General features: G+C 57.0%; 15 protein-coding genes. 11 read left to right on the top strand and 4 right to left on the bottom strand.

What is annotated here, in order from left to right; genetic code table 11:
* The 11 genes from FPL19_RS00995 to FPL19_RS01045 all read left to right on the top strand — a co-directional run bounded on the left by FPL19_RS00995 (position 1) and on the right by FPL19_RS01045 (position 12,087).
* Positions 1-1,218 carry a type II secretion system F family protein gene (locus FPL19_RS00995; RefSeq protein ID WP_150909755.1) on the top strand — a complete coding sequence of 406 codons (1,218 nt, stop codon included), beginning with the start codon at positions 1-3 and terminating at the stop codon, positions 1,216-1,218.
* A gap of 4 nt (positions 1,219-1,222) precedes the next feature.
* Positions 1,223-2,098: a prepilin peptidase gene (locus FPL19_RS01000; RefSeq protein ID WP_150909757.1), complete on the top strand. Its 876-nt coding sequence runs from the start codon at positions 1,223-1,225 to the stop codon at positions 2,096-2,098.
* 11 nt (positions 2,099-2,109) lie between these two features.
* Entirely contained in the window at positions 2,110-2,718 is a 609-nt protein-coding gene (coaE, locus tag FPL19_RS01005; protein ID WP_150912345.1) for a dephospho-CoA kinase, read from the top strand.
* Positions 2,719-3,831 carry a hypothetical protein gene (locus tag FPL19_RS01010; protein ID WP_225314243.1) on the top strand — a complete coding sequence of 371 codons (1,113 nt, stop codon included), beginning with the start codon at positions 2,719-2,721 and terminating at the stop codon, positions 3,829-3,831. It abuts the gene before it with no gap.
* A 22-nt stretch (positions 3,832-3,853) separates the two neighbouring features.
* On the top strand, positions 3,854-4,600 hold the full coding sequence (tsaA, locus tag FPL19_RS01015; protein ID WP_150909760.1) for a tRNA (N6-threonylcarbamoyladenosine(37)-N6)-methyltransferase TrmO: 747 nt from the start codon (positions 3,854-3,856) through the stop codon (positions 4,598-4,600).
* A gap of 49 nt (positions 4,601-4,649) precedes the next feature.
* Positions 4,650-6,992 (top strand): hybrid sensor histidine kinase/response regulator, encoded by a 2,343-nt coding sequence (locus FPL19_RS01020; RefSeq protein ID WP_225314244.1) that lies wholly within the window; start codon positions 4,650-4,652, stop codon positions 6,990-6,992.
* A 31-nt stretch (positions 6,993-7,023) separates the two neighbouring features.
* Positions 7,024-7,212, top strand: a complete 189-nt coding sequence (yacG, locus tag FPL19_RS01025; protein WP_150909764.1) for a DNA gyrase inhibitor YacG — start codon at positions 7,024-7,026, stop codon at positions 7,210-7,212.
* Positions 7,213-7,319: 107 nt separating this feature from the next.
* On the top strand, positions 7,320-7,874 hold the full coding sequence (locus FPL19_RS01030) for a YfaZ family outer membrane protein (protein ID WP_150909766.1): 555 nt from the start codon (positions 7,320-7,322) through the stop codon (positions 7,872-7,874).
* Positions 7,875-7,958: 84 nt separating this feature from the next.
* Positions 7,959-10,196: a hypothetical protein gene (locus FPL19_RS01035; protein ID WP_225314245.1), complete on the top strand. Its 2,238-nt coding sequence runs from the start codon at positions 7,959-7,961 to the stop codon at positions 10,194-10,196.
* 69 nt (positions 10,197-10,265) lie between these two features.
* Entirely contained in the window at positions 10,266-11,192 is a 927-nt protein-coding gene (locus FPL19_RS01040; RefSeq protein ID WP_150909768.1) for a glucosaminidase domain-containing protein, read from the top strand.
* Positions 11,193-11,196: 4 nt separating this feature from the next.
* On the top strand, positions 11,197-12,087 hold the full coding sequence (locus FPL19_RS01045) for an acyltransferase (RefSeq protein WP_150912348.1): 891 nt from the start codon (positions 11,197-11,199) through the stop codon (positions 12,085-12,087).
* A gap of 1 nt (position 12,088) precedes the next feature.
* Here the strand turns inward: FPL19_RS01045 and FPL19_RS01050 are convergent, their stop codons facing one another.
* From FPL19_RS01050 to FPL19_RS01065, 4 genes are all read right to left on the bottom strand, one after another.
* The gene (locus FPL19_RS01050) at positions 12,089-14,785 is read right to left on the bottom strand and encodes a LuxR C-terminal-related transcriptional regulator (protein WP_191965193.1); all 2,697 of its coding nucleotides are present in this window, start codon (positions 14,783-14,785) and stop codon (positions 12,089-12,091) included.
* 233 nt (positions 14,786-15,018) lie between these two features.
* Positions 15,019-16,380 carry a DUF1329 domain-containing protein gene (locus FPL19_RS01055; RefSeq protein WP_150909772.1) on the bottom strand — a complete coding sequence of 454 codons (1,362 nt, stop codon included), beginning with the start codon at positions 16,378-16,380 and terminating at the stop codon, positions 15,019-15,021.
* A gap of 42 nt (positions 16,381-16,422) precedes the next feature.
* A complete protein-coding gene (locus FPL19_RS01060) occupies positions 16,423-18,330 on the bottom strand; it encodes a DUF1302 domain-containing protein (RefSeq protein ID WP_150909774.1) in 1,908 nt (635 codons plus the stop codon).
* Between the two features lie 300 nt (positions 18,331-18,630).
* A complete protein-coding gene (locus tag FPL19_RS01065; protein WP_150909776.1) occupies positions 18,631-19,815 on the bottom strand; it encodes a thiolase family protein in 1,185 nt (394 codons plus the stop codon).
* Between the last annotated feature and the right edge of the window lie 20 nt (positions 19,816-19,835).

Below are 19,835 nucleotides of genomic sequence, written 5' to 3' on the forward strand. Positions count from 1 at the left end.
ATGGCTCAGAAAGCAGAAAAACTTCAGGCGTTTGTCTGGGAAGGTAAAGACCGAAAGGGCAACAAGTCCAAGGGCGAGGTGTCGGGAACAAACTTGGCGTTGGTAAAAGCCCAGTTACGAAAACAGGGCATTGTTCCGGATAAAGTCAAGAAAAAGCCCAAACCCCTGTTCGGTGGTAGCAAGAAAATCACGCCTTTCGACATCGCGATGTTTACACGCCAGATGGCAACGATGATGAAGGCCGGCGTTCCCTTGGTCCAGAGCTTTGACATTGTCACTGATGGGCTTGAAAACCAGGGTCTGCGAGAGTTGATTTCGGCCGTCAGGAACGACGTGGCTTCAGGCACCAGTTTTGCGGGTGCACTCAGGCGTCATCCGAAGCACTTTGACGATCTTTACTGCAACCTGGTGGATTCCGGTGAAAAGGCTGGTGCGCTGGAGCAGATGCTGGATCGGATTGCGATGTATTTAGAGAAGACAGAAATTCTTAAGAAAAAAGTCAAGAAAGCAATGACTTACCCTATTGCTGTTGTGGTTGTCGCTATTGTCGTGACCGCCATTCTGCTGATTAAAGTCGTTCCGCAGTTCGAGAGTCTTTTCCAGGGCTTTGGGGCCGATTTGCCGGTATTTACACAGTTCATTATTGGGATATCAGAATGGGTGCAGAAATGGTGGTTCGCAGTTCTTCTGGGCATAGTGGGCTTCATTTTTCTTTTTAAAGAGGCAAAAAAGAAGTCCCAGAAGTTCTCAGATCTCGTTGACAAGTATGTACTCAAATTGCCAGTGGTCGGCGAAATTCTGGACAAATCCGCCGTTGCCAAGTTCGGCCGCGTGCTTTCTACCACCTTCGCCTCGGGCGTTCCTCTCGTGGATGCCCTTGAATCCGTGGCAGGCGCCACCGGTAATGCCATCTATCGCGATGCCGTTATGAAAATCCGTGACGACGTTTCCAGCGGCACACAGCTTCAGGCCTCCATGAAAACCACCGGCGTTTTCCCGGTTATGGCCGTCCAGCTCACTTCCATCGGTGAGGAGTCCGGTAACCTGGATGAAATGCTGGAAAAGGTTGCCGACCACTACGAGTCGGTTGTCGACGACATGGTCGACAACCTGACAGCATTGATGGAACCCATGATCATGGCTGTGCTTGGCGTACTGGTCGGCGGTTTGATCGTGGGCATGTACCTCCCAATCTTCCAGATGGGTCAGGTCGTCTGACGGGATGCCAATGTTCGACACGCTACTCTCAACGCCGTGGCTTCTGGTCACGGCGGTTGCTTTTGTTTCCCTCTGCGTCGGCAGTTTCCTCAACGTAGTGATCCTGCGTCTGCCCAAAATGATGGAGCAGGACTGGCGCTGCCAGTGTGAGGAGTTTCTGGAACTGCCAGAGGAGAGCCGCAAGCCGCCTCAAAATGTCACGCTCTCCTCCCCTGCATCCACCTGCCCTTCCTGCGGCCATAAGATAAAGCCCTGGGAAAATATTCCCGTAATCAGCTACCTGGTCCTCAAGGGCAAGTGCTCCTCCTGCAAGACCGGCATTTCGCCCCGTTATCCGATCATTGAGGCCGTCACAGCAATCTTCTCTGTGGTCACCATTCTGGCCATCGGCCCCAGCTATGCCGCGCTCTGGGCGCTGTTACTGGTCTGGACGCTGATTGGCCTGACGGTGATCGATTTCGACACCCAGCTACTCCCGGACAGTATGACCTTGCCCTTGATGTGGCTTGGCTTGATTCTGAACTATTTCAACACTTTCACCGATTTCAACAGCGCTTTCTGGGGCGCGGTAGCCGGCTATCTCGCACTCTGGTCAGTGTATTGGCTGTTCAAGCTGGTGACCGGCAAGGAAGGTATGGGGCACGGGGATTTCAAGCTTCTGGCCGCCCTGGGCGCCTGGCTGGGATGGGAGCTATTGCCTGCAGTCATTCTGCTTTCCTCCGTTGTGGGCGCAGTCGTGGGGATCAGCCTGATTGCCTTCCGCAAGCATGGTCGGGAAGTGCCAATTCCATTTGGCCCCTATCTGGCGGCCGCGGGCCTGCTTTGCCTGTGGTTCGGGCCGGAGATACTGGCCGCCTGGTATGGCTATCTGGGGCTTTGATGAAAAGAGCGATGAGGGTTGTTGGACTCACCGGCGGTATCGGCTCGGGTAAATCTACCGTCGTGCGCCAGTTTGCGGAGCACGGGGTTCACTGGGTAGACGCGGACGACGTGGCCCGGGACGTTGTGGAGCCCGGCAAACCCGCTCTGGCGGCTATATCAGAACACTTTGGTGGGCATATTCTGCTTGAAGACGGTTCGCTAAACCGGGCGGAACTGCGAACGCTGATTTTTCAGGATGAAAGTGAAAGAAAGTGGCTCGAACGCCTGCTTCACCCGCTGATCCGGGAAGCCATCATCGCCCGGCTCCATCCCCGGGACTATGAACTGCCCTACACTCTGCTGGTTTCTCCTCTGCTTCTGGAAACGGACCAGCACCAGCTGGTGGATAAAATTGTCGTGGTGGATGTGCCTGTTGAGGTTCAGATTGAAAGAACCGTGTCCAGGGACGACAATACGGCAGATCAGGTGCGCAGAATCATAGAGGCGCAAATGCCCAGGGAAGAGCGCCTGAAGAAAGCGGACTATGTCATCGATAATGCCGCCGGTACTGAACAGACGAAAGCCCGGGTGGCAAGCCTTCACGCCCGGTTCATGGACGAGTTTCAACGGACGACCTAATTGGCATCGAGTGTTTTTACCCCTCGCGCAACCATCGCCCTGACTGCCCTTGTCACCCTCGTTATAGCGCTGGGCCCGGCCGCGGCCCGGGGCGACCAGGAGCCTGTCAAAGCGGCCAGCAGCCTGCTGCTTCCGGAAAATCTTCCGCCTTCGTTCTATAACTTTGAACCCGAGGAATACTGGCGCGAGCCCAGAGATTCCTACTGGATGAGTTTTTCCAACTGGGTGATCCGCCAGGAAAGAACCCAGGGCCAGCGAATTCAGTCGCTGGGTGAGTGGGCCGACCGCGCGCTATCGGGAAGCCAGCAGGCGTTGCCCAATAATGAAAGCTACCTGCGCATCGGGTTTGCGACGGAATCGGAATACGGCGACCCGGCGCAGTTTGATCCAGAGGCCCGGTTTCGTCTGGACATCCCCACGGTAGAGCGAAAGCTTCGGCTGGTGATTGAAAGCGAGAGTGACGAACTGATCCCCATTGCCGAACGCCGCCGGATCCGCCAGCTGACCGCCGATGAACGCAGCGAAACCCAGGCAACCGGCGCCTTTCGCCTGCTGTCTAACGTAGGTGATGCCATCAATCTGAGCAATGATGTGGGCGTGCGGTTACGGATTCCGGCCGATGCCTTCTGGCGCGTAACCGCAGGCAAACAGTGGCAGAGCGCCAGCTCGCCCTGGTCCTTTGCCGTCAAGCAGCGCCTGTACTATTTCCATCAGGATGGCTGGGGCGCGCGTAGCTCCTTTGGCGCCGGGCGTGATCTTGGTAAAGGCTGGCAGGGGCTGTCGGCTTCCGAAATCGAATGGCTGCACACGGAAAGAAAGTTCGAGTTCTCCCAGGTTATGGGCGTCTACAAGCGCCTGAACAACCGTGCCACTATCAACCCCAGGGTTGGCATTCTTGGCGAGAGCCAGCCAGGCTGGCGTCACACATCGGTGTTCGCGGACCTTACCTGGCGCTACCGGCTCCATAGCGACTGGCTTTTCGCCGAGATCATTCCGGCTGTCGAGTTCCCCCGGGAGGAAAGCTTCAAGGATCGTGGCTCGCTGATCCTGAGGATAGAGCTCTATTTTTCTGGCAGTATTGCCTGGTCCGGCAGTATCGATCGCCCCTATTAATAACATCTTACGCGACCCTATTATGAGCCGACATCCTTCGCGGCCCGCCGCTGAGGCACTGACACTGACGCCCATCGCCACGGCGCGATCCTGCTTCAAAGACAAGTTCGGCGTGCCGCGCCAGCCAGGCCTGACCCGCCATGCCCATGCCCAGTTGGTGATTGCCGCACCTTTTGACCGTGAAGACGCGTTCAGGGGGCTCGAGACCTGCAGCCATCTGTGGCTGATTTTCCAGTTCCATGAAGCCGTGCGGGCGGAATGGCGGCCTGTTGTGCGACCGCCCCGTCTGGGGGGCAATCGCAAGATGGGAGTTTTCTCAAGCCGCTCGCCCTTCCGACCAAACAGCCTGGGGCTGTCTGTAGTGCGCAACCAGGGGCTGGGCCGGGACGAAGGCGGCAATCTGGTGCTGAACATCAGTGACCACGATCTGATCGACGGCACGCCGATTCTGGACATAAAACCCTACCTCCCGTTCGCCGACTCGGTTCCGGAAGCCAGCCTGGGCTGGGCGGACTCCGCTCCCACTGAGAAACTGAACGTGGAATTTCTGCCGGAAGCCGAGCAGCAGCTTGCCGACCTGCCGGCGGAGAAGTACCCGGACCTGAAAGCCCTGATTAACGATGTGGTCAGCTACGACCCCCGCCCCTCTTTCCGGCGGGGCCGGGACGAGGAGCGGATATACGGCGCTCACCTGTATGACCTGAATGTTCGCTTCCGCTTTGTCCAGACGGAATCCATCACACGTGTTCTGGTGCTGACCGTCTGTTAGACTTTGCAACTAGTATATCGACGACACAGGGAAACGTGCCTTGCCTCCGATGCGGTTTAACAGACGAATAGGCGTTCGGCCACTGGCAGCCAGGCTACTGGTGTACGTGCTGCTGTTCAGCGTGCTGCTGTCGCTGGCGGCGACCGGGGTTCAGATGATTGGGGAGGTTGACCGGCGAACCGCCGAACTGCAAAGCACCCAGGAAAAAGCGGCGGAGTTGGTCGCTGGCAGCATGAGCAACAACCTCTGGCTGATGAATTATTCCGAAGTGGCCAACAGTCTGGACGATATGCGGGCTATTCCCGCCATCCAGCATGCCCGCATCATCACCGCCAATGGCGAGGAATTCAGCACCGGCACCTACCCCGAAGGCCGGGTGATCAGCCAGACCTTCCCCCTGATCTTCAACCGCTCATCCGCGCAGAACCAGCAACCCATGGGGACGCTGACCCTGACCTCATCCATTGAGACCGTCTATGCGGATATCCTGGACCGGGCGCTGCTGACCCTGCTGTTCCAGTCGCTTTTTGTAATGCTGGGCACCCTGGGCTTGCTGCTGATCGTAAGATTCACGCTATCCAGGCACCTTGAGACCATCGCCGACTATGCCGCCCGCCTGAATCTGGATGCGCTGATTGAGCCGCTCCAGCTAAAGCGCAAGCCGCCGAAGCGCAGCGATGAGCTGAGCGAGCTTGAGCAGGCCCTGAACACCATGCGCCTGCAGCTTCTTGAAGACACCCGGTCGCTGCGCCAGACCTCGGCCCAGTCACAGGATGAACGGGATGAAGCCGTTCGCGCCAATCATGCCAAGAACCAGTTCCTGGCCAACGTCAGCCACGAATTACGCATCCCTTTGCAGTCAGTGCTGGGCTACGCCAACCTGCTGTCGGACACACCCCTGGATTCCGATCAGAAAGAGTATGTACACACACTGCTGAATGCATCCGAAGGCCTGTCATCGATCATCAATGATCTGCTGGATATCTCCAGCATGGAAGCCGGCAAGCTGGTTTTGGAGCATATCCCCTTCGATCTGCGGGATACTCTAAATGATCTGGTGCACATGCTGGGCGCCCGCGCCCGTGAAAAAGGCCTGGCGCTGGAACTGCGAATCGACGAGGACCTGCCATGGGCCATGGAAGGTGACCCGGTGCGTCTGCGTCAGGTGCTTCTGAACCTCACCTCCAATGCCATCAAGTTCACGGATTCCGGCCATGTGCTGATCAGCATTGAAGTGCTGGGGCGCCGCGAGGACAAGGTCCGCCTGAGAATGTCCGTTGAAGATACGGGAGTCGGTATCAGCCCGGAAGACGTCGAACTGGTCTACGAGCCCTATGTGCAGCTTGGCCAACGCTTTCAGCGGCAGTTACCGGGCGCAGGGTTGGGCCTGACGATTTCACGCCAGCTGGTGCGCCTGATGGACGGCACGATGGATCTGGAAAGCCGCCCTGGCGAGGGCTCCACCTTCTGGGTGGAACTGTCACTTACCGTGGCGCCGGAAAGTGGCACCCGGCCCCGGCCGGATACCAGCATGATTCGCGGCAAACGTATTCTGGTGGTGGACTCTTATGAGCTGTCCCGGAAAATCACCCTGGAAATGCTATCGCGGCACGACCTGGGTATTGAAGCCGTCAAATCCGCAGGGGAAGCGCTGACATCCCTGAGGCAGGCCGCCGACGCCGGCGCCGCGTTCGATGCCATTGTTCTGGATGGTTTTGTGCCCGATATGGACAGCGATCTTCTATGCCGTCAGATTCGCGGCAACCCCCAGTGGGAACACACCCGTCTGCTGATTCTGTCGTCAAACCCCCAGCGGGGCGACGCGGAGCATTTCCGGCAGGCCGGCGCCGACGCCTTTTTGAGCAAATCGCTGCGGGAATCCTGCCTGACCCCCATCCTTCATCAGCTGTTTGCCGATGCGGCAAAAAAGGAACGGCGCTTTCTTACACGCTTTTCCCTGCAGACCATCAGTGACGGCAGCCGACGCCAGGAACTGTCCTGCGGGCGCATGAAGGTTCTGCTGGTGGAAGATAACCCTGTTAACCGGACCCTGACCCAGCGGCTGCTGGAAAAACTGGGTTGCGATGTGATGACCGCAAACGACGGAGAGGCGGCCTCCAGCCTCTGGCAGTGGCATCCGTTCGATCTGATTTTCATGGACTGCGTGATGCCCCGGGTCGACGGTTTCGAAGCCACGCGACAGTTGCGCCAGTGGGAAAAAGACCAGGGCCGGCGCCCGGTGCCAGTGGTTGCGCTAACCGCCAGTGCCATGGAAAAAGACGAGGAACTCTGCCGCAAGGCCGGCATGGACTCCTTCGTTGCGAAACCGGTAAACATTGAAATGCTCAGAGCAGTTCTGGAACAATACTGTAAATCAACGATCCCGTCCTGATATACAGAACGCCAACCCAGATAAAGGCTTTATGAAAGTAGACTGCCCCACCTGCAAGAAAACCGTTGAATGGAACGACAAGAATCCATTCCGCCCCTTCTGTTCCGAGCGCTGCAAGATGATCGATCTGGGTGCCTGGGCCAATGAAGAATACCGGGTGCCGGCCGAGAATGCCTCGCCGGAAGACCTGGACCAGGGCGGCGAGACCACAAGCCACTGAACACACCGAACACCCACAGCCGCCTTAACCCGTTTTAAGTTGAGCGATTGTTATGGTGGCTTTAAAGTGTCGATGACATTTGCCAATTCCCAATGAAAGGTAGAAGCATGAAAGCGTCTCGTATTCCTTTGATTCTGCTGGCGCTGACCAGTTCATCTGTGTTCGCTGCTGATGCAGACATCAGCCTGACCAATGAGTCTGCCAAGGGCCAGATCAACTTTTTCCAGACCAATTCCGACATGCAGCTGGGCGCCGGTTACACCTACCATGAAGGCAGCCGCCATATCGGCAATATCGATTTTCACGCCCAGGGCCGCACTGCGGTCGGCAACCTGCCGACTACCGCCGGCCTGGGGCTTCGGGCGATTGCCTGGGAAGATGATCGTCTGGATGGCGGCGCGGTCGGGCTTGGTGGGTTTGCCACACTCAACATCCCTGAGGCACCCGGGCTGTCGTTCACTGGCGCCTTGCACTATGCCCCCAGCATCCTGTCTTTCGGCGATTCCGATGATATGACCAGCCTGGAGCTGCGCGCCAATTACCGGGTCATCCGCAATGCAGAGCTGTTTGTGGGATACCGGTATCTCAACACAGACTTTGAATTCCGCGGCGATCTCGACCTGGACGAAGGTCCGCTGGCAGGCATGAAACTCTTCTTCTGATCCCAAATCGTGCCCTGCCTCACTCTTTGTGACGCGCCCGGTTGATACAATCGGGCGACGTTTCACAAGGATGAAAGAGCGGGCATGTTTCCTAAAACCTTTAGCAAAAACAATCACCTGAAACCCTTCGCACTTTTGGTTTCGTCCAGCCTGTTGCTGTCTGCCTGCAGTCTGGGCAGCGACGCACTGGAAGACGCAGCAGGCCGCTCAAACAGTTTCCCGCCCGCTCAGAACTCCCTTGACGATTTCACGCCCAGCAGCACCGGTGACAGCAGCAACTCCGCCAACCTGGAATCGAATCAGATACGGGTAACCCTGGAAGTGCCGGCCTCCGTCGCCGGTGAAGACGGCGAGGAAACCCGCCGCAACCTCCGGATTGTGGAACCGGAAAGCCTGGAGGTTTATGAAACCGACCAGAGCCTGAACCCTCTCGACTATCCGAACGTCAGGATCCAGTCTGCACAAAACAATCGCAGAATCATTACCTTCGAAAACGGGCTGCCCCTGGCACCGACCGTGATTATCGAGGCGACCTACGGCGGCGAGACCCTTCGTTCGCTGGCTGCAGATGCCGACAGGGATGTGAAGATCAACCCGTTTTCGGAATACCTGGCCTCGGAGGTGCTGAGCTCCTACTCTTCAAGCGAGCTGAACCGGATTCTGGACTGTGTGAACGATTCCGAAGGGTCGCTCTGCCTGAACAAATACGTCTGGGGAACCCTGGCTGACCAGGTTCACGATTTTGAAATTGATATCCCCGGCACCCTCAACGTCCCGCAGGCTGTATCCTTTTTGGGCGAGCGGGGCGATTTCGCCAGCTACGTTTCTTCCATGGCCGAATACGCCCTGCTTGGCCGGTCGTCTTCCGGAAAAATCAGCGCCAGTTCCGCGGATTACAATACAGCGCTCTGGATCGCGGAGCTGGGCCAGACTTTTCGTGAATCCACCCTGGCCGGCTCCGGGCAATGGGGTGTTCGCTCCGCCACCGAGAAAACCGTCAGTGACCTGAACGGCACCGGGTATTTTTACCCCGGCCTGACGCTCACCAGTTTCGATGTCTTCGGCATCTCGGTGACCTCCCTGGCCAGCGATATTCCCTACAATCGGAAGACCCTGATCCATACGGCAACCGATGACTTTTTCGAGCGAAACGCCTGGAAAATCAACACCCATTCCTCATCCCCGGGTGCGGCTACCATTGAAGACAATACCCGTCTGCTGGCCGGCCGCGCGCTCTATCAGAGCATCACCGGGCAGGGCAGCTCCGAGACAATCGGTTGGACCCGCAACCCTTACTATCTCAACGCCTACGTCAGCGAACCCGCTGAGGGTTCCGAGAAGCCGGACCGGGTCGTCTCCGGTTATTTCACTGCCGGCAAAGCCATTGAGCTGGTGCCTGAAAGCGGCGACCTGAAGCGTGATCAGCTGCTGGAAGATCACTACATGTCGGTACTGGAGCTGAACCTCTTGCAGTCAGAGGACTTCGAGATCGGCACACTCAACTCCAGGGACTACAACGTCGTCTACCTGGCCACTGAAATAAAAGAATGCTACCCGGGTAACTGCGAAGCAACGGAAGTGATGGCCATTGAGTCCGGCATCGGGAGCTGGGAAATATCCGGCGATTCCGTCACCCAAGTTCTCACCACCCTTTCCCTGGCACGAGACAATGACGGAGTGGTGGACCCTTTCGTTCCGGATGCCAGAAACGACAGCTGGCTGATCAGCGAGCGCCCTTCCCGGGTATTCAGCGCCGGCGAGGGCCAGATCCTGAAGAGCCTGGGCAGGCTGAGCCTGGACCGGGACGAGAAATCCGCCCCGGAAGAAGAGCCCCAGGTTGGCAAGGGTGCCACCACGCCTGACGGCACACTCATGGCGTTCAATATTGACACTACCGGAATCGGAAAAGGTCTTCTGATTGCCGCAGAAGAAGCCGGCACTTCACGCCCCAGTACGGGACGCTTCCGTCTCCAGGGCATTGGTATGGCCATGGCAACAGGCAGCAACCGGCTGGCCCATTTCAACAATGCCCTGGTGACAATCCAGTCCTCAGCCAGCGCGGAACTTTCAATGAAGCGCTTCGACGTCGTGCATGATGTTGACGCCAAAACCGTTTCCACGCCTGATGCCGTCGACGCTTCCAGCCCAATTTCGCTTGCCTATACTGGCAGCGGGTCCGGGTCGGCCAGTTTTACCACCACAGATCTTACACTGGAAGGTTTCTACACCGAGGATCAGAACCAGTTCTATCTGCAGGTGCGCCAGACCACACCTGACGATCAGTTGCTTGGCCTGGTCGTGGCAACCCGCATACCCGAGTAATCCGCTACCGCCAAAATCGACGTACACCCTGCTATAATTCCGATCCAGTTCAGAGGAATGAGAGGGTTTATGTCTGCCGGTATCAAGGCTCTTGCGCTTGTAGTACCACTTGTTGTGTTCGCGATCTGGGGCGCATTGCACGTACCTGGTCCGAGTGACAACGGGCTCGGTGCCCACCAGGACATTTCATTGAGCGCCCTGCCGTCCATGCCACGATGGGCCGGGGCCGACCTGCCGGACTTTGCCAGCTACGAGGACGTAAACCAGAAAAAAGACGCCTTCTTTTCCTTTCTCTATCCGCGGATTGTTCTGGCCAACTCCAGAATTCTCATCGAGCGACAGTATCTGGAAACACTGAGCCGCAAGGAAACCCTGTCCAACTCCGAAACAGACTGGCTTGCGCAGCAGGCTGAACGCCTGAGAGTGGACGAAGAACCGGGCAGCGATGAAATGTTCCGGCGCCTGAGTAGCCGGCTGGATATCATTCCGCCCTCTCTGATCATGGCGCAGGCTGCTAACGAGTCGGCTTGGGGCACGTCCCGCTTCGCTCTACAGGGCAACAACCTCTTCGGTCAGTGGTGCTTTTCCAAGGGTTGCGGCATCGTCCCCAAAGGACGCGAGGAAGGCAAATCCCATGAAGTGGCGGATTTTGCCTCCCCCTATCGTTCAATCAGAAGCTACATCCAAAACCTGAATCGTCACCCCAGTTATCAGCTTGTTCGGGATCTGCGGAAGAAGGCACGGGAGAACGGCCGCCTGCCCAGCGGGTCTACCCTGGCGGCAGGTCTGATCAGTTATTCCGAGCGCGGTGAGGAGTACATCGAAGAAATCCGTGACATGATCAGCTTTAATGACCTGGCCTCTTACGATCAGGATTTTAGCCGGATGGTCCGGGAAACAGACACCACGGAACTGGCCCAGCTTGCGGCCAGCTCCAAACCCATTGCCCTATTACCGGGCCAGACCAACCAAGGCGCACCCGATAACGAGGGCTGATTTGATCAAGACCATTCTACCGGGGCCGTTAAAGGCAATTCTGGCCCTCATTCTGGTTCTGGGGAACACCTTATGGCTGTTCCCCATCCTTCTGTTTTTTGCCATCGTGAAGCTTGTTGTGCCAATTCCGCCGGTCAGAAAGGCCTGTACTATTGTACTCATCCGTATTGCCTGGCTCTGGATCGGCTTCAATAACCTGCTCAGTGACCTGCTGTTCCAGATCGAGTGGGACGTCCGCGGAACCTCCAACCTGAGCCGTGACCAGTGGTACTTCGTCACCTGCAACCACCAGAGCTGGACAGATATTCCGGTGATTCAGCACGTCCTAAACAGCCGCATACCGCTGCTCAAATTTTTTCTCAAGCAACAGCTGATCTGGGTGCCGTTTCTGGGTATTGCCTGGTGGGCGCTCGATTTCCCGTTCATGCAACGCCACACCCGGGAACAGATTGCGCGCAATCCGGCACTGCGCAATAAAGATATTGAAGCCACAAAGGCCGCGTGCGAGAAGTTCCGCTTTACTCCGGTCACTGTGTTCAATTTCATGGAGGGCACCCGCTTCAATCCGGCCAAACAGGCAGCACAGGATTCCCCCTATCGGCACCTGCTGAGGCCCAAAGCTGGCGGTACCGCTTTCGTGCTGAGCGCCATGGGAGACTCGCTGGCAACCATGCTGGATGTGACCATCGTCTATCCGGACGGCAGAAGTGGCATCTGGGACTATCTGTGCGGTCGCATCAACCGGATCATCGTCGACATCCAGACCCGCGACATTCCAATGCGTTTTCGGGGCATGGATTACGAGAACAACCCCGCCATCCGGTCAGACTTCCAGAACTGGGTCAGCCAGCTCTGGCAGGAGAAAGACGAGAAAATCGAGGAGCTGAAGGGCTGATTCAGAGCAACCCGAGCTCCCTTGCGCGAACGATCGCCTGGGTTCTGGATTTCACTTCGAGCTTGGCGTTGATTCTGCGGGCGTGGGTTTTCACCGTGTGCAGCGATATGTGCAATTTGTCGGCAATATCCTGATTGGAAAGCCCTTTGGCAATCAGCTCCAGAACCCCCTGTTCCCGCTCGCTGATCGGCTCTGCCAGCGTAGCAACGTCAGCCGCCTCGGCATAAATGCCGTAATGACGACCGATTTCCGCCACAAATGGCGTACTGGGCAGCTGGGGCCAGACTTTTTCCACCATCGGCTGGAGCTCGCGCTGGAGCTCGAAAAACGGGCTTATATAGTGCTCTTTCGCAGCGAGACCAATGGCTGCAATCAGGTCTTTCTGGCCAGCAGCAGGCCCTTTCTGGCGCCAGCTGATGACGCTTTCCAGAAGCCGGGCGTGAAGCTCCAGCCCGAAGGGCACCATTTCCTGGTGTTTATCACGAATGCTTTGGAGCGTTGCCGCGGCACATACCTCATCATCTCTGGCCAGTTCAAGCCGCGCCTGCAAGCAATCCAGGAGCCCTGGCATCATTGGAAACATATCCGGAACGCAGTTGGCAGACCGCCATGGACCCAGTCGCTCAAGCGCCTGGGAAGCGGCCTCAAATTGCCCTGAAGCCAGCCAGATGCTGCCTTTAAGCGCTTCCAGCACCGGCACATAGGCCGACACATCCACCCTCCAGGCCTGCATCGTGCGCTCTGCGCGTCCGATCCAGATGAAAGCCTCGTCTATCCGCCCGTGCGTGCGGCAGATCAATACCCGAAGCGCCATGGCCAGCAACAAGCCCAGATCCCGGGTCTGTTCTGCATGGCGCAAACAGGTGACCAGCAGACGGTCAGCCTCCGCTTCCCTTCCCTGGTGCCAGAGCACCATAACCAGATGTAGTTGCAACCGGACCTCACCGACCCGGGCAACCCTGGCGGCACCGTTCATCGCCATATCCAGGCCGGTTCTCAACAGCTGCTCGGCATGTTTCAGGGCACCTTTGCCCAATTCAATTCGGGCATGGGCGTAAACAGCCAGTGCTTCAGACCCGCCGTCATTGGTTTCCCGGGCAATGCGCATAGCATTGCGATTGGCCTCTCTGGCCTCGCTGAAATTGCCCTGGGCGCAAAGAGCGCTGGACCGCACCAGTTCGGTAACCAGTCGTCCCTGACCTGACAGGTCCTTTGAGTCCAGCGCTTTTTGCGCGGCTACAAGCGCTTCAGGAACCGCCCCTTCACCACGAAGAATAAAGGCACGCAACGCATCGATCCGGCCCTGATTCATGCCGTCAGACGTTTTCTCCAGCTCGTCAATCAGGCCTCGCGCCTGGGCAAACTGCCCGCCAATGGCATGCACCCAGCCGTAGACAATTTTCAGGCGGGAACTCTGCTCGAACAGCTCGCTGGGCATGCTCTGGCGCAGGCTCAGCAGCGAAGCCGTATCCTGGCCGATCAACAAGGCTTCTGATGCCTCCGAGGCAATCCGCACCGCCTCGTCGTGGGCACCTCCAATCAATGCATAACGCAGAGCCTCGGTAAATCGACCCCGGTGGCTAAACCAACGGCTGGCCCGCACGGCCCGCTCTTCCATGCCGTCCATGGCTGGTGTCTGCAACCATTCATGGACCATCGGATTGAAACGATACCAGCGGCCCCGTCCCGGGATAGCTCGCAGGGGAATGCCCGATTCCGCTGCTGCAGACGGTCGGAAGGCATGATCACAGGCAGAATCGGCCAGCGCCAGAAACAGTTCGTCTGACACCACATCCAGCTCGGCCATAATCCTCAGCGAACGTTGCTGTCCGGGTGTGAGCGGGATTAACAACGCATCCCGAAGGAAACGCTCAACGCTGGCAGAATCCTGGATGGGAAGCCGTGCATCGGACATTTCCCTGAGTTCACGCTCATACAACCCCAGAGGTGTTATCCAGCCCTCGGTAAGGGCGTACAGATGTTCCGCAGTGATGGTGGTGATCTTGCGCTCGGCGAGGCTATCGCTGAAAAATTCAAAGGTTTCGGCACGGCTCAGTTCGAGATCTTCCGGTCCCAGACGCCGGAACCGACCCGCCAGCTCCAGGGAGTGTGTCTCGAAAGGAAGAGGTTTGCGGGACAACAGCACCAGGGACAGGTTCGACGGCGTTTCCAGCACCAGTTGCTGTAATAGCGCAATGGAGGCTGGATGCGCCACCATTCCGACGTTATCAATGACCAGGATCCGGGATTCATCCTCTTTGGCGGCTCCTGCCCCGGACAGCACCATCGAGAGGGCATCCGAATAACTGGATGCGTTCTGCTGCCCCTGAATGCGGGCTGCTGACGCTGGTTTCAGTGCAATCTCCAGAAGGGCAAGGAGCCGCCCGGCATCGTTTTCCTGACCGGTAAGCGTCAACCATCGGACCCGGTCCGCCAGCCCATCCGACTGATGGAGAGCGCTAGAAAGCGAGTGGGATTTGCCAAACCCCGGTGGTGACTCAAGAAACAGCACTTTACCTGGGGCCATAGCGTCAATAATTCTGCCCGCAAGTTCGGGTCGGGCCAGCTCATCGCTGACCGGATCCGGCATCCGGACACGCTGGCGCAACAGATCTTTAACGAGCTCGCCCCGGTAAGATCCACCCAGAACAGACTGGAACTCATCGTTGGCGGCACAGCCATCATCAAATGGTTTCACACTTTGCCCCGTTGAATTCCGGACACTCAGAGCCGGGCGGCGCCTCATCCGGAAGAAGTGATCTCTGACTGATCAGTCGTAACCGGTGTCCTGCTAGGGGTACACCTTTAGTATTAGTAGGGAGAGGTTAAACCAAGATTGGGTCAGGCTGCAAAAAAGAGTCTTCTTTTGAAACAGAAAAGGCGAGCCAATGGCTCGCCTTCTCAATTCGGTAGTGCTTTGACTGTGGGCGTTTAGCGAACGCCTGAACGACGCAGCGCAGCCGGCGTGTAATCACGCGAAGACCGTTCGATGCCGAAGGTGTACGGCTTGGGCTCTTCGTTGGTAAGACCGAGAACCAGGTAACGACCGGACAGCAGGTCATACAGGGTTTCGATCGCGTACCAGGGAACAACCTGATCGTAGAACTGCAGAGCGTGTGCTTCCGCTACGCGCCAGAGCTCACCACGGCCATCGTAATGATCGATAACCGATGCCTGCCATGTGTCTTCATCGACAAAGAAATCACGCTGGGCATAGATGTGACGCTCCCCGTCTTTCAGGGTTGCGCGAACATGCCATACGCGGTGAAGCTCGTAACGGGTATAGTTCTGCTCGATATGGCCTGCGTTGATGATCTGGTCATAGGACAGATCACGATCAAGCAGCTTGTAGGAGTTGTACGGAATGTACATCTCTTTCTTGCCGATCAGCTCCCAGTTGTAACGATCAGGGGCGCCGTTGAACATATCGAAGTTGTCCGATGTACGCATGCCATCAGCTGCTGTACCCGGTCCATCGTAGGCGACCTGAGGCGCACGACGAACGCGGCGTTGACCAGCGTTATATACCCAGGCCCGACGTGGCTCTGCCACCTGGTCGATGGTTTCGTGAACCAGCAGTACGTTGCCCGCCAATCGCGCCGGCGCAGTAATCGCCTGCTTGAAGTAGAACAGTACGTTCGGATCAAGACCCGGCTCGAAGTCGGTCAGATAGGTGCGCCAGGTCAATTCGTCCTGGAACTTCACAACACTGAACGCGCCATCTTCCGTCGGCGTGACCTGGCCTACGTTCCGCATGACCGAACCACCCCGGTAACGGGTAATGTGGTTCCAGATGATCTCCAGGCCGTTCTGGGGAATCGGGAACGGTGTGGCGGTCTGGTAGTTGCCCAGGCCGTTGCCATCTTTGATCAGCTCGACACTGGTCGCGTTAGCCACGGTATCTTTCATGACGTCGTCAGGATAGGCCGCAGTACGATGAGTTTCATAGACCGGCATCTTGTAGCCAGGGTAGCGCTCGATCATGGCAATCTGACCGGGAGACAGATTGTCTGCGTACTGGTCGACGTTGCTCTGATCAATCGTGAACTTTGGCTCCTCGTTCGGGAACGGGTTCACGTAGATGCCGTCACCTTTATAGCCGGATGGAGGGGTGGTCAAGCCACCGGTCCAGGCCGGAATGGCGCCGCCATTGCCTGCCTTTTCCGCACCCATTGGCGTCAGCGTATCACCCAGCTTGGCCGCTTCGCTCGCGGATACCGCGCCGTGAGCGTTGCCTGCCAACATGGCTGCCGACAGAATGCCGGAAACCAGTAGTTTATTGTTCAGTTTCATTTAAATTACCTCGTTAAACGAATTCAGGCACATTCGAATTGATCAGAACGAATAGGACACGCTTGCGCTCACGAAGTCACGGTCTGTGAGTTCGTTGAACGGTTCGCCATCCATAAAGTTTGTATACGCAATGTTGCCTGTAATCTTGTTCTGGTACACCGCCTCAAGCGAGACGCCAATTGACTTGCGATCTTCAATAAAGTTCCCTGCCGGTTGCGGTGCAAATCCTCTCACGTCGTGGCTCCACGCCAGTTGCGGGCTCAGGTTCACGCCAGCAAATGCGTTCGGATAGTCCCATACGAGCCGTGAACGATAACCCCAGGAGAAGGACGTTGTATAGCCTTCGTTGTTACAGTAGTTGGTGTTGGTATTCGCGCCGGCACCGCCCAGGATGTCCGAACCAACGATACAGGCATCAGCGCCTGAGGAGCGGGGAATCGTGCCCACACCAAAGGTTCCTGAACGGCCGTAACGGGCCTCGTCATAACCCGGAAGATCGTGCACATAGGTCGCGCCGATTTCTGACACGAAAGACAGACGGCTGGCACCCATCACCTGATCAAAGAACTTGATGAGCGTCATCTGAGCCTGGGACACCTTGAAACGGTCGTAACCGTTAATGAGTTCCCCGCTGAGGTCAGCGCCATTGGCTTCTGCTTCACGCTGGATCTGGAGCAAACTCAGAGGACCTTCAGAGTCCCGCAACTGCAGACCACCTAGAATCAGTTCGAACGAACTCCACTGCAGCGGTACGTTATCACGGAAGCTGTATTCCGCGCCCAGTGACCATCCCCCCGGAGTGGTGGTGTTGATACTGATGCCGTACAGGTTGATATTCTCGGGATATTCGATGAAATAGTTTGGCGCATCGCCAATAAAGTCACCAACTTTACCACTAACCAAAGGCAGACGGCTGTTGTACTTAATGTAGTAGAAGCCAAGTTCGGAATCATTCAGTGCCGGCACATACCAGCGCAAAGCCACACCAAACTGGTCCTTTGAATCCGCGTCCCTGTCGGCCAGGCGGGTTGCAAGACCAACTCCGTTATCTGTGTAAAAGTCCTGCGGCTCGGAACTGGCCAGTATCACTGGCCCACAGCCATCGCCCGCGAAGTCGTTGGTCGAGAAAAAGGTACCGCAGTCATCCGGCTTGATTGGTTCCCAGTCAGTCTGGACGAACGCTTCAACCGTCACGTCCTGAAACAGGCCCGCCGATACGTAAAGCATTTCAACCGGCAGAAGTGCGTCTTTCAGCTCTGCACCTGGCGCGCGGATAGCTGGCACGTCAACCGGGTTGATGGTATTAATGCCGTTCTGAATAAAGGTGCTTTCACCCCAACTGACGACCTGTTTGCCATAACGGATGCTGACCGGCACATTGCCGAAGTACCAGTCCGAGAAAACATAGGCGTCCAGAATGTCTGCTCCGGACGCATTGTCCTTGACCCTGGGGTTCAGTTCGCCAACGTTGCCAACCGGATCAACCGCCCGATGCTCGTCTTTGAGCTCAAAATCGTAGTAATAACGGCCCCGAAGGAAACCACCTACCCGAGTCAGCGTATCGCTGTCGACATCGTAGTTCAGGAAGAGATCAGTACGACCCTTGACAATTTTGGAGACCGTATCCCCCTTGTCGAAGTTCAGGTTGCCGTCGTCAAAGTTGTTGGAAGACGCTGCAACATTCTGCAAAGCAGGATCAGAAGCAGGGTTCGGGCCGGCCGAAGTCGGATTGGGCGCAAACTCTGGCCCAAGGTTACCCTCCGCGATCAAACGCTTGTCTCTTTCCGTAACCCGCCAGGTCGCACCGGCAGACAATGTGGTGTTCAGGGATCCTTCGACATCCCCGAGATAGAATGAAAAAGCAGATGCCTGGCCGGACATGCCAGCTGCAACTGCGACGGCCAGCGGCAATTTAACCCACTGCTGCCATTGGTGTGTTTTTCTTGTCATTGGAAGGCTACTCCATTGTTGTTCTGAGTCGCTGCTCTGATTATTGGTGTTCACGATGTTTGGAGGCTTCATGCACAGTGCTCGTGATGATGGCACTATAGCTAACGCCATCGGGCGCTTTGATCAGTCAAAAGTATGATTTTGCTATTACACCCCTCTGAACGGCAGGCTCCCCTCGCACGAAGTCAATATAGTCAACAAATCGGGATGCAACCAGTAGCGTTGGCACAAGATTCTGACCTTGTTGAGGTAGGTCGGATTAGCAAAGCGTAATCCGACCTACGGTTAGGAAAAGCGGAATTACAGCATTTCGATGGCCATGGCCGTGGCCTCACCGCCCCCGATGCAAAGAGCCGCGACGCCTCTTTTCTTTCCGTAATGTTTCAGCGAATGCATCAGCGTCACCAGCAAACGTGAGCCGGTGGAGCCAACAGGATGGCCCTGGGCACAGGCGCCACCGTGGACATTGACCTTCTCTGGGTCCAGACCCAGCTCGCGGATGGGCATCATGGCCACCATGGCGAAGGCTTCGTTGATCTCGAACAGATCCACGTCGTCTTTGGTCCATCCTGTTTTGGCGAACAGGGTCTCGATAGCACCGACGGGGGCACAGGTGAATTCCGAGGGATGCTGTGACTGAGTGCTGTGGGCCACAATCCGCGCCAACGGCTTCAGGCCGCGCTTTTCTGCCTCGGATTCCCGCATCAGTACCAGGGCTGAGGCACCGTCGGAGATGGAGGATGCGTTCGCCGCAGTTACGGTACCGTCTTTTTTGAACGCCGGGCGAAGGCTCGGGATTTTTTCAATATTGGCGTTAAACGGCTGCTCGTCATGCTCTACCAGCACGTCGCCCTTACGGGACTTGACCGTGACCGGAATGATCTCTTCCTTCAGCAAGCCCTGCTCAATGGCGGATTTCGCCCGTTTCAGTGATTGGATGGCATAGGCGTCCATATCTTCACGGCTATAGCCTTTCTGATCCGCCATATCCTGGGCAAAAGACCCCATCAAACGGCCGGTTTCGGCGTCTTCCAGGCCATCGAGGAACATATGATCCTGTGGCGCATCACCCGGGCCCATGCGATAGCCCTTGCGGGCGTTGAGCAGAAGATAGGGTGCGTTGGACATACTTTCCATGCCGCCGGCCACCATTACGTCGTTCGTGCCGGCCTTGATCAGATCGTGGGCGAACATGGCCGCCTTCATTCCCGAGCCGCACAACTTGTTAATAGTAGTAGCACCGGTGCTGTCCGGAAGCCCGGCCTGGCGCATGGCCTGGCGGGCTGGACCCTGCTTCAGACCGGCGGGCAGCACGTTGCCCATAATCACTTCCTGCACGTCTGCAGGCTGAAGCCCGGCCCGGCGAATGGCCTCGGCAATGCTGATGGCACCAAGCTCCGGTGCGGAGACCGCCGCCAGGCTGCCCTGAAAGCCACCCATGGGGGTACGCGCGCCGCTTACGATCACTACGTTGTCACTGCTCATCTTTCTACCTCTGCTTCTGT

The organism is Marinobacter halotolerans (genome assembly GCF_008795985.1).
In the GTDB taxonomy this organism is placed as follows: domain Bacteria; phylum Pseudomonadota; class Gammaproteobacteria; order Pseudomonadales; family Oleiphilaceae; genus Marinobacter; species Marinobacter halotolerans.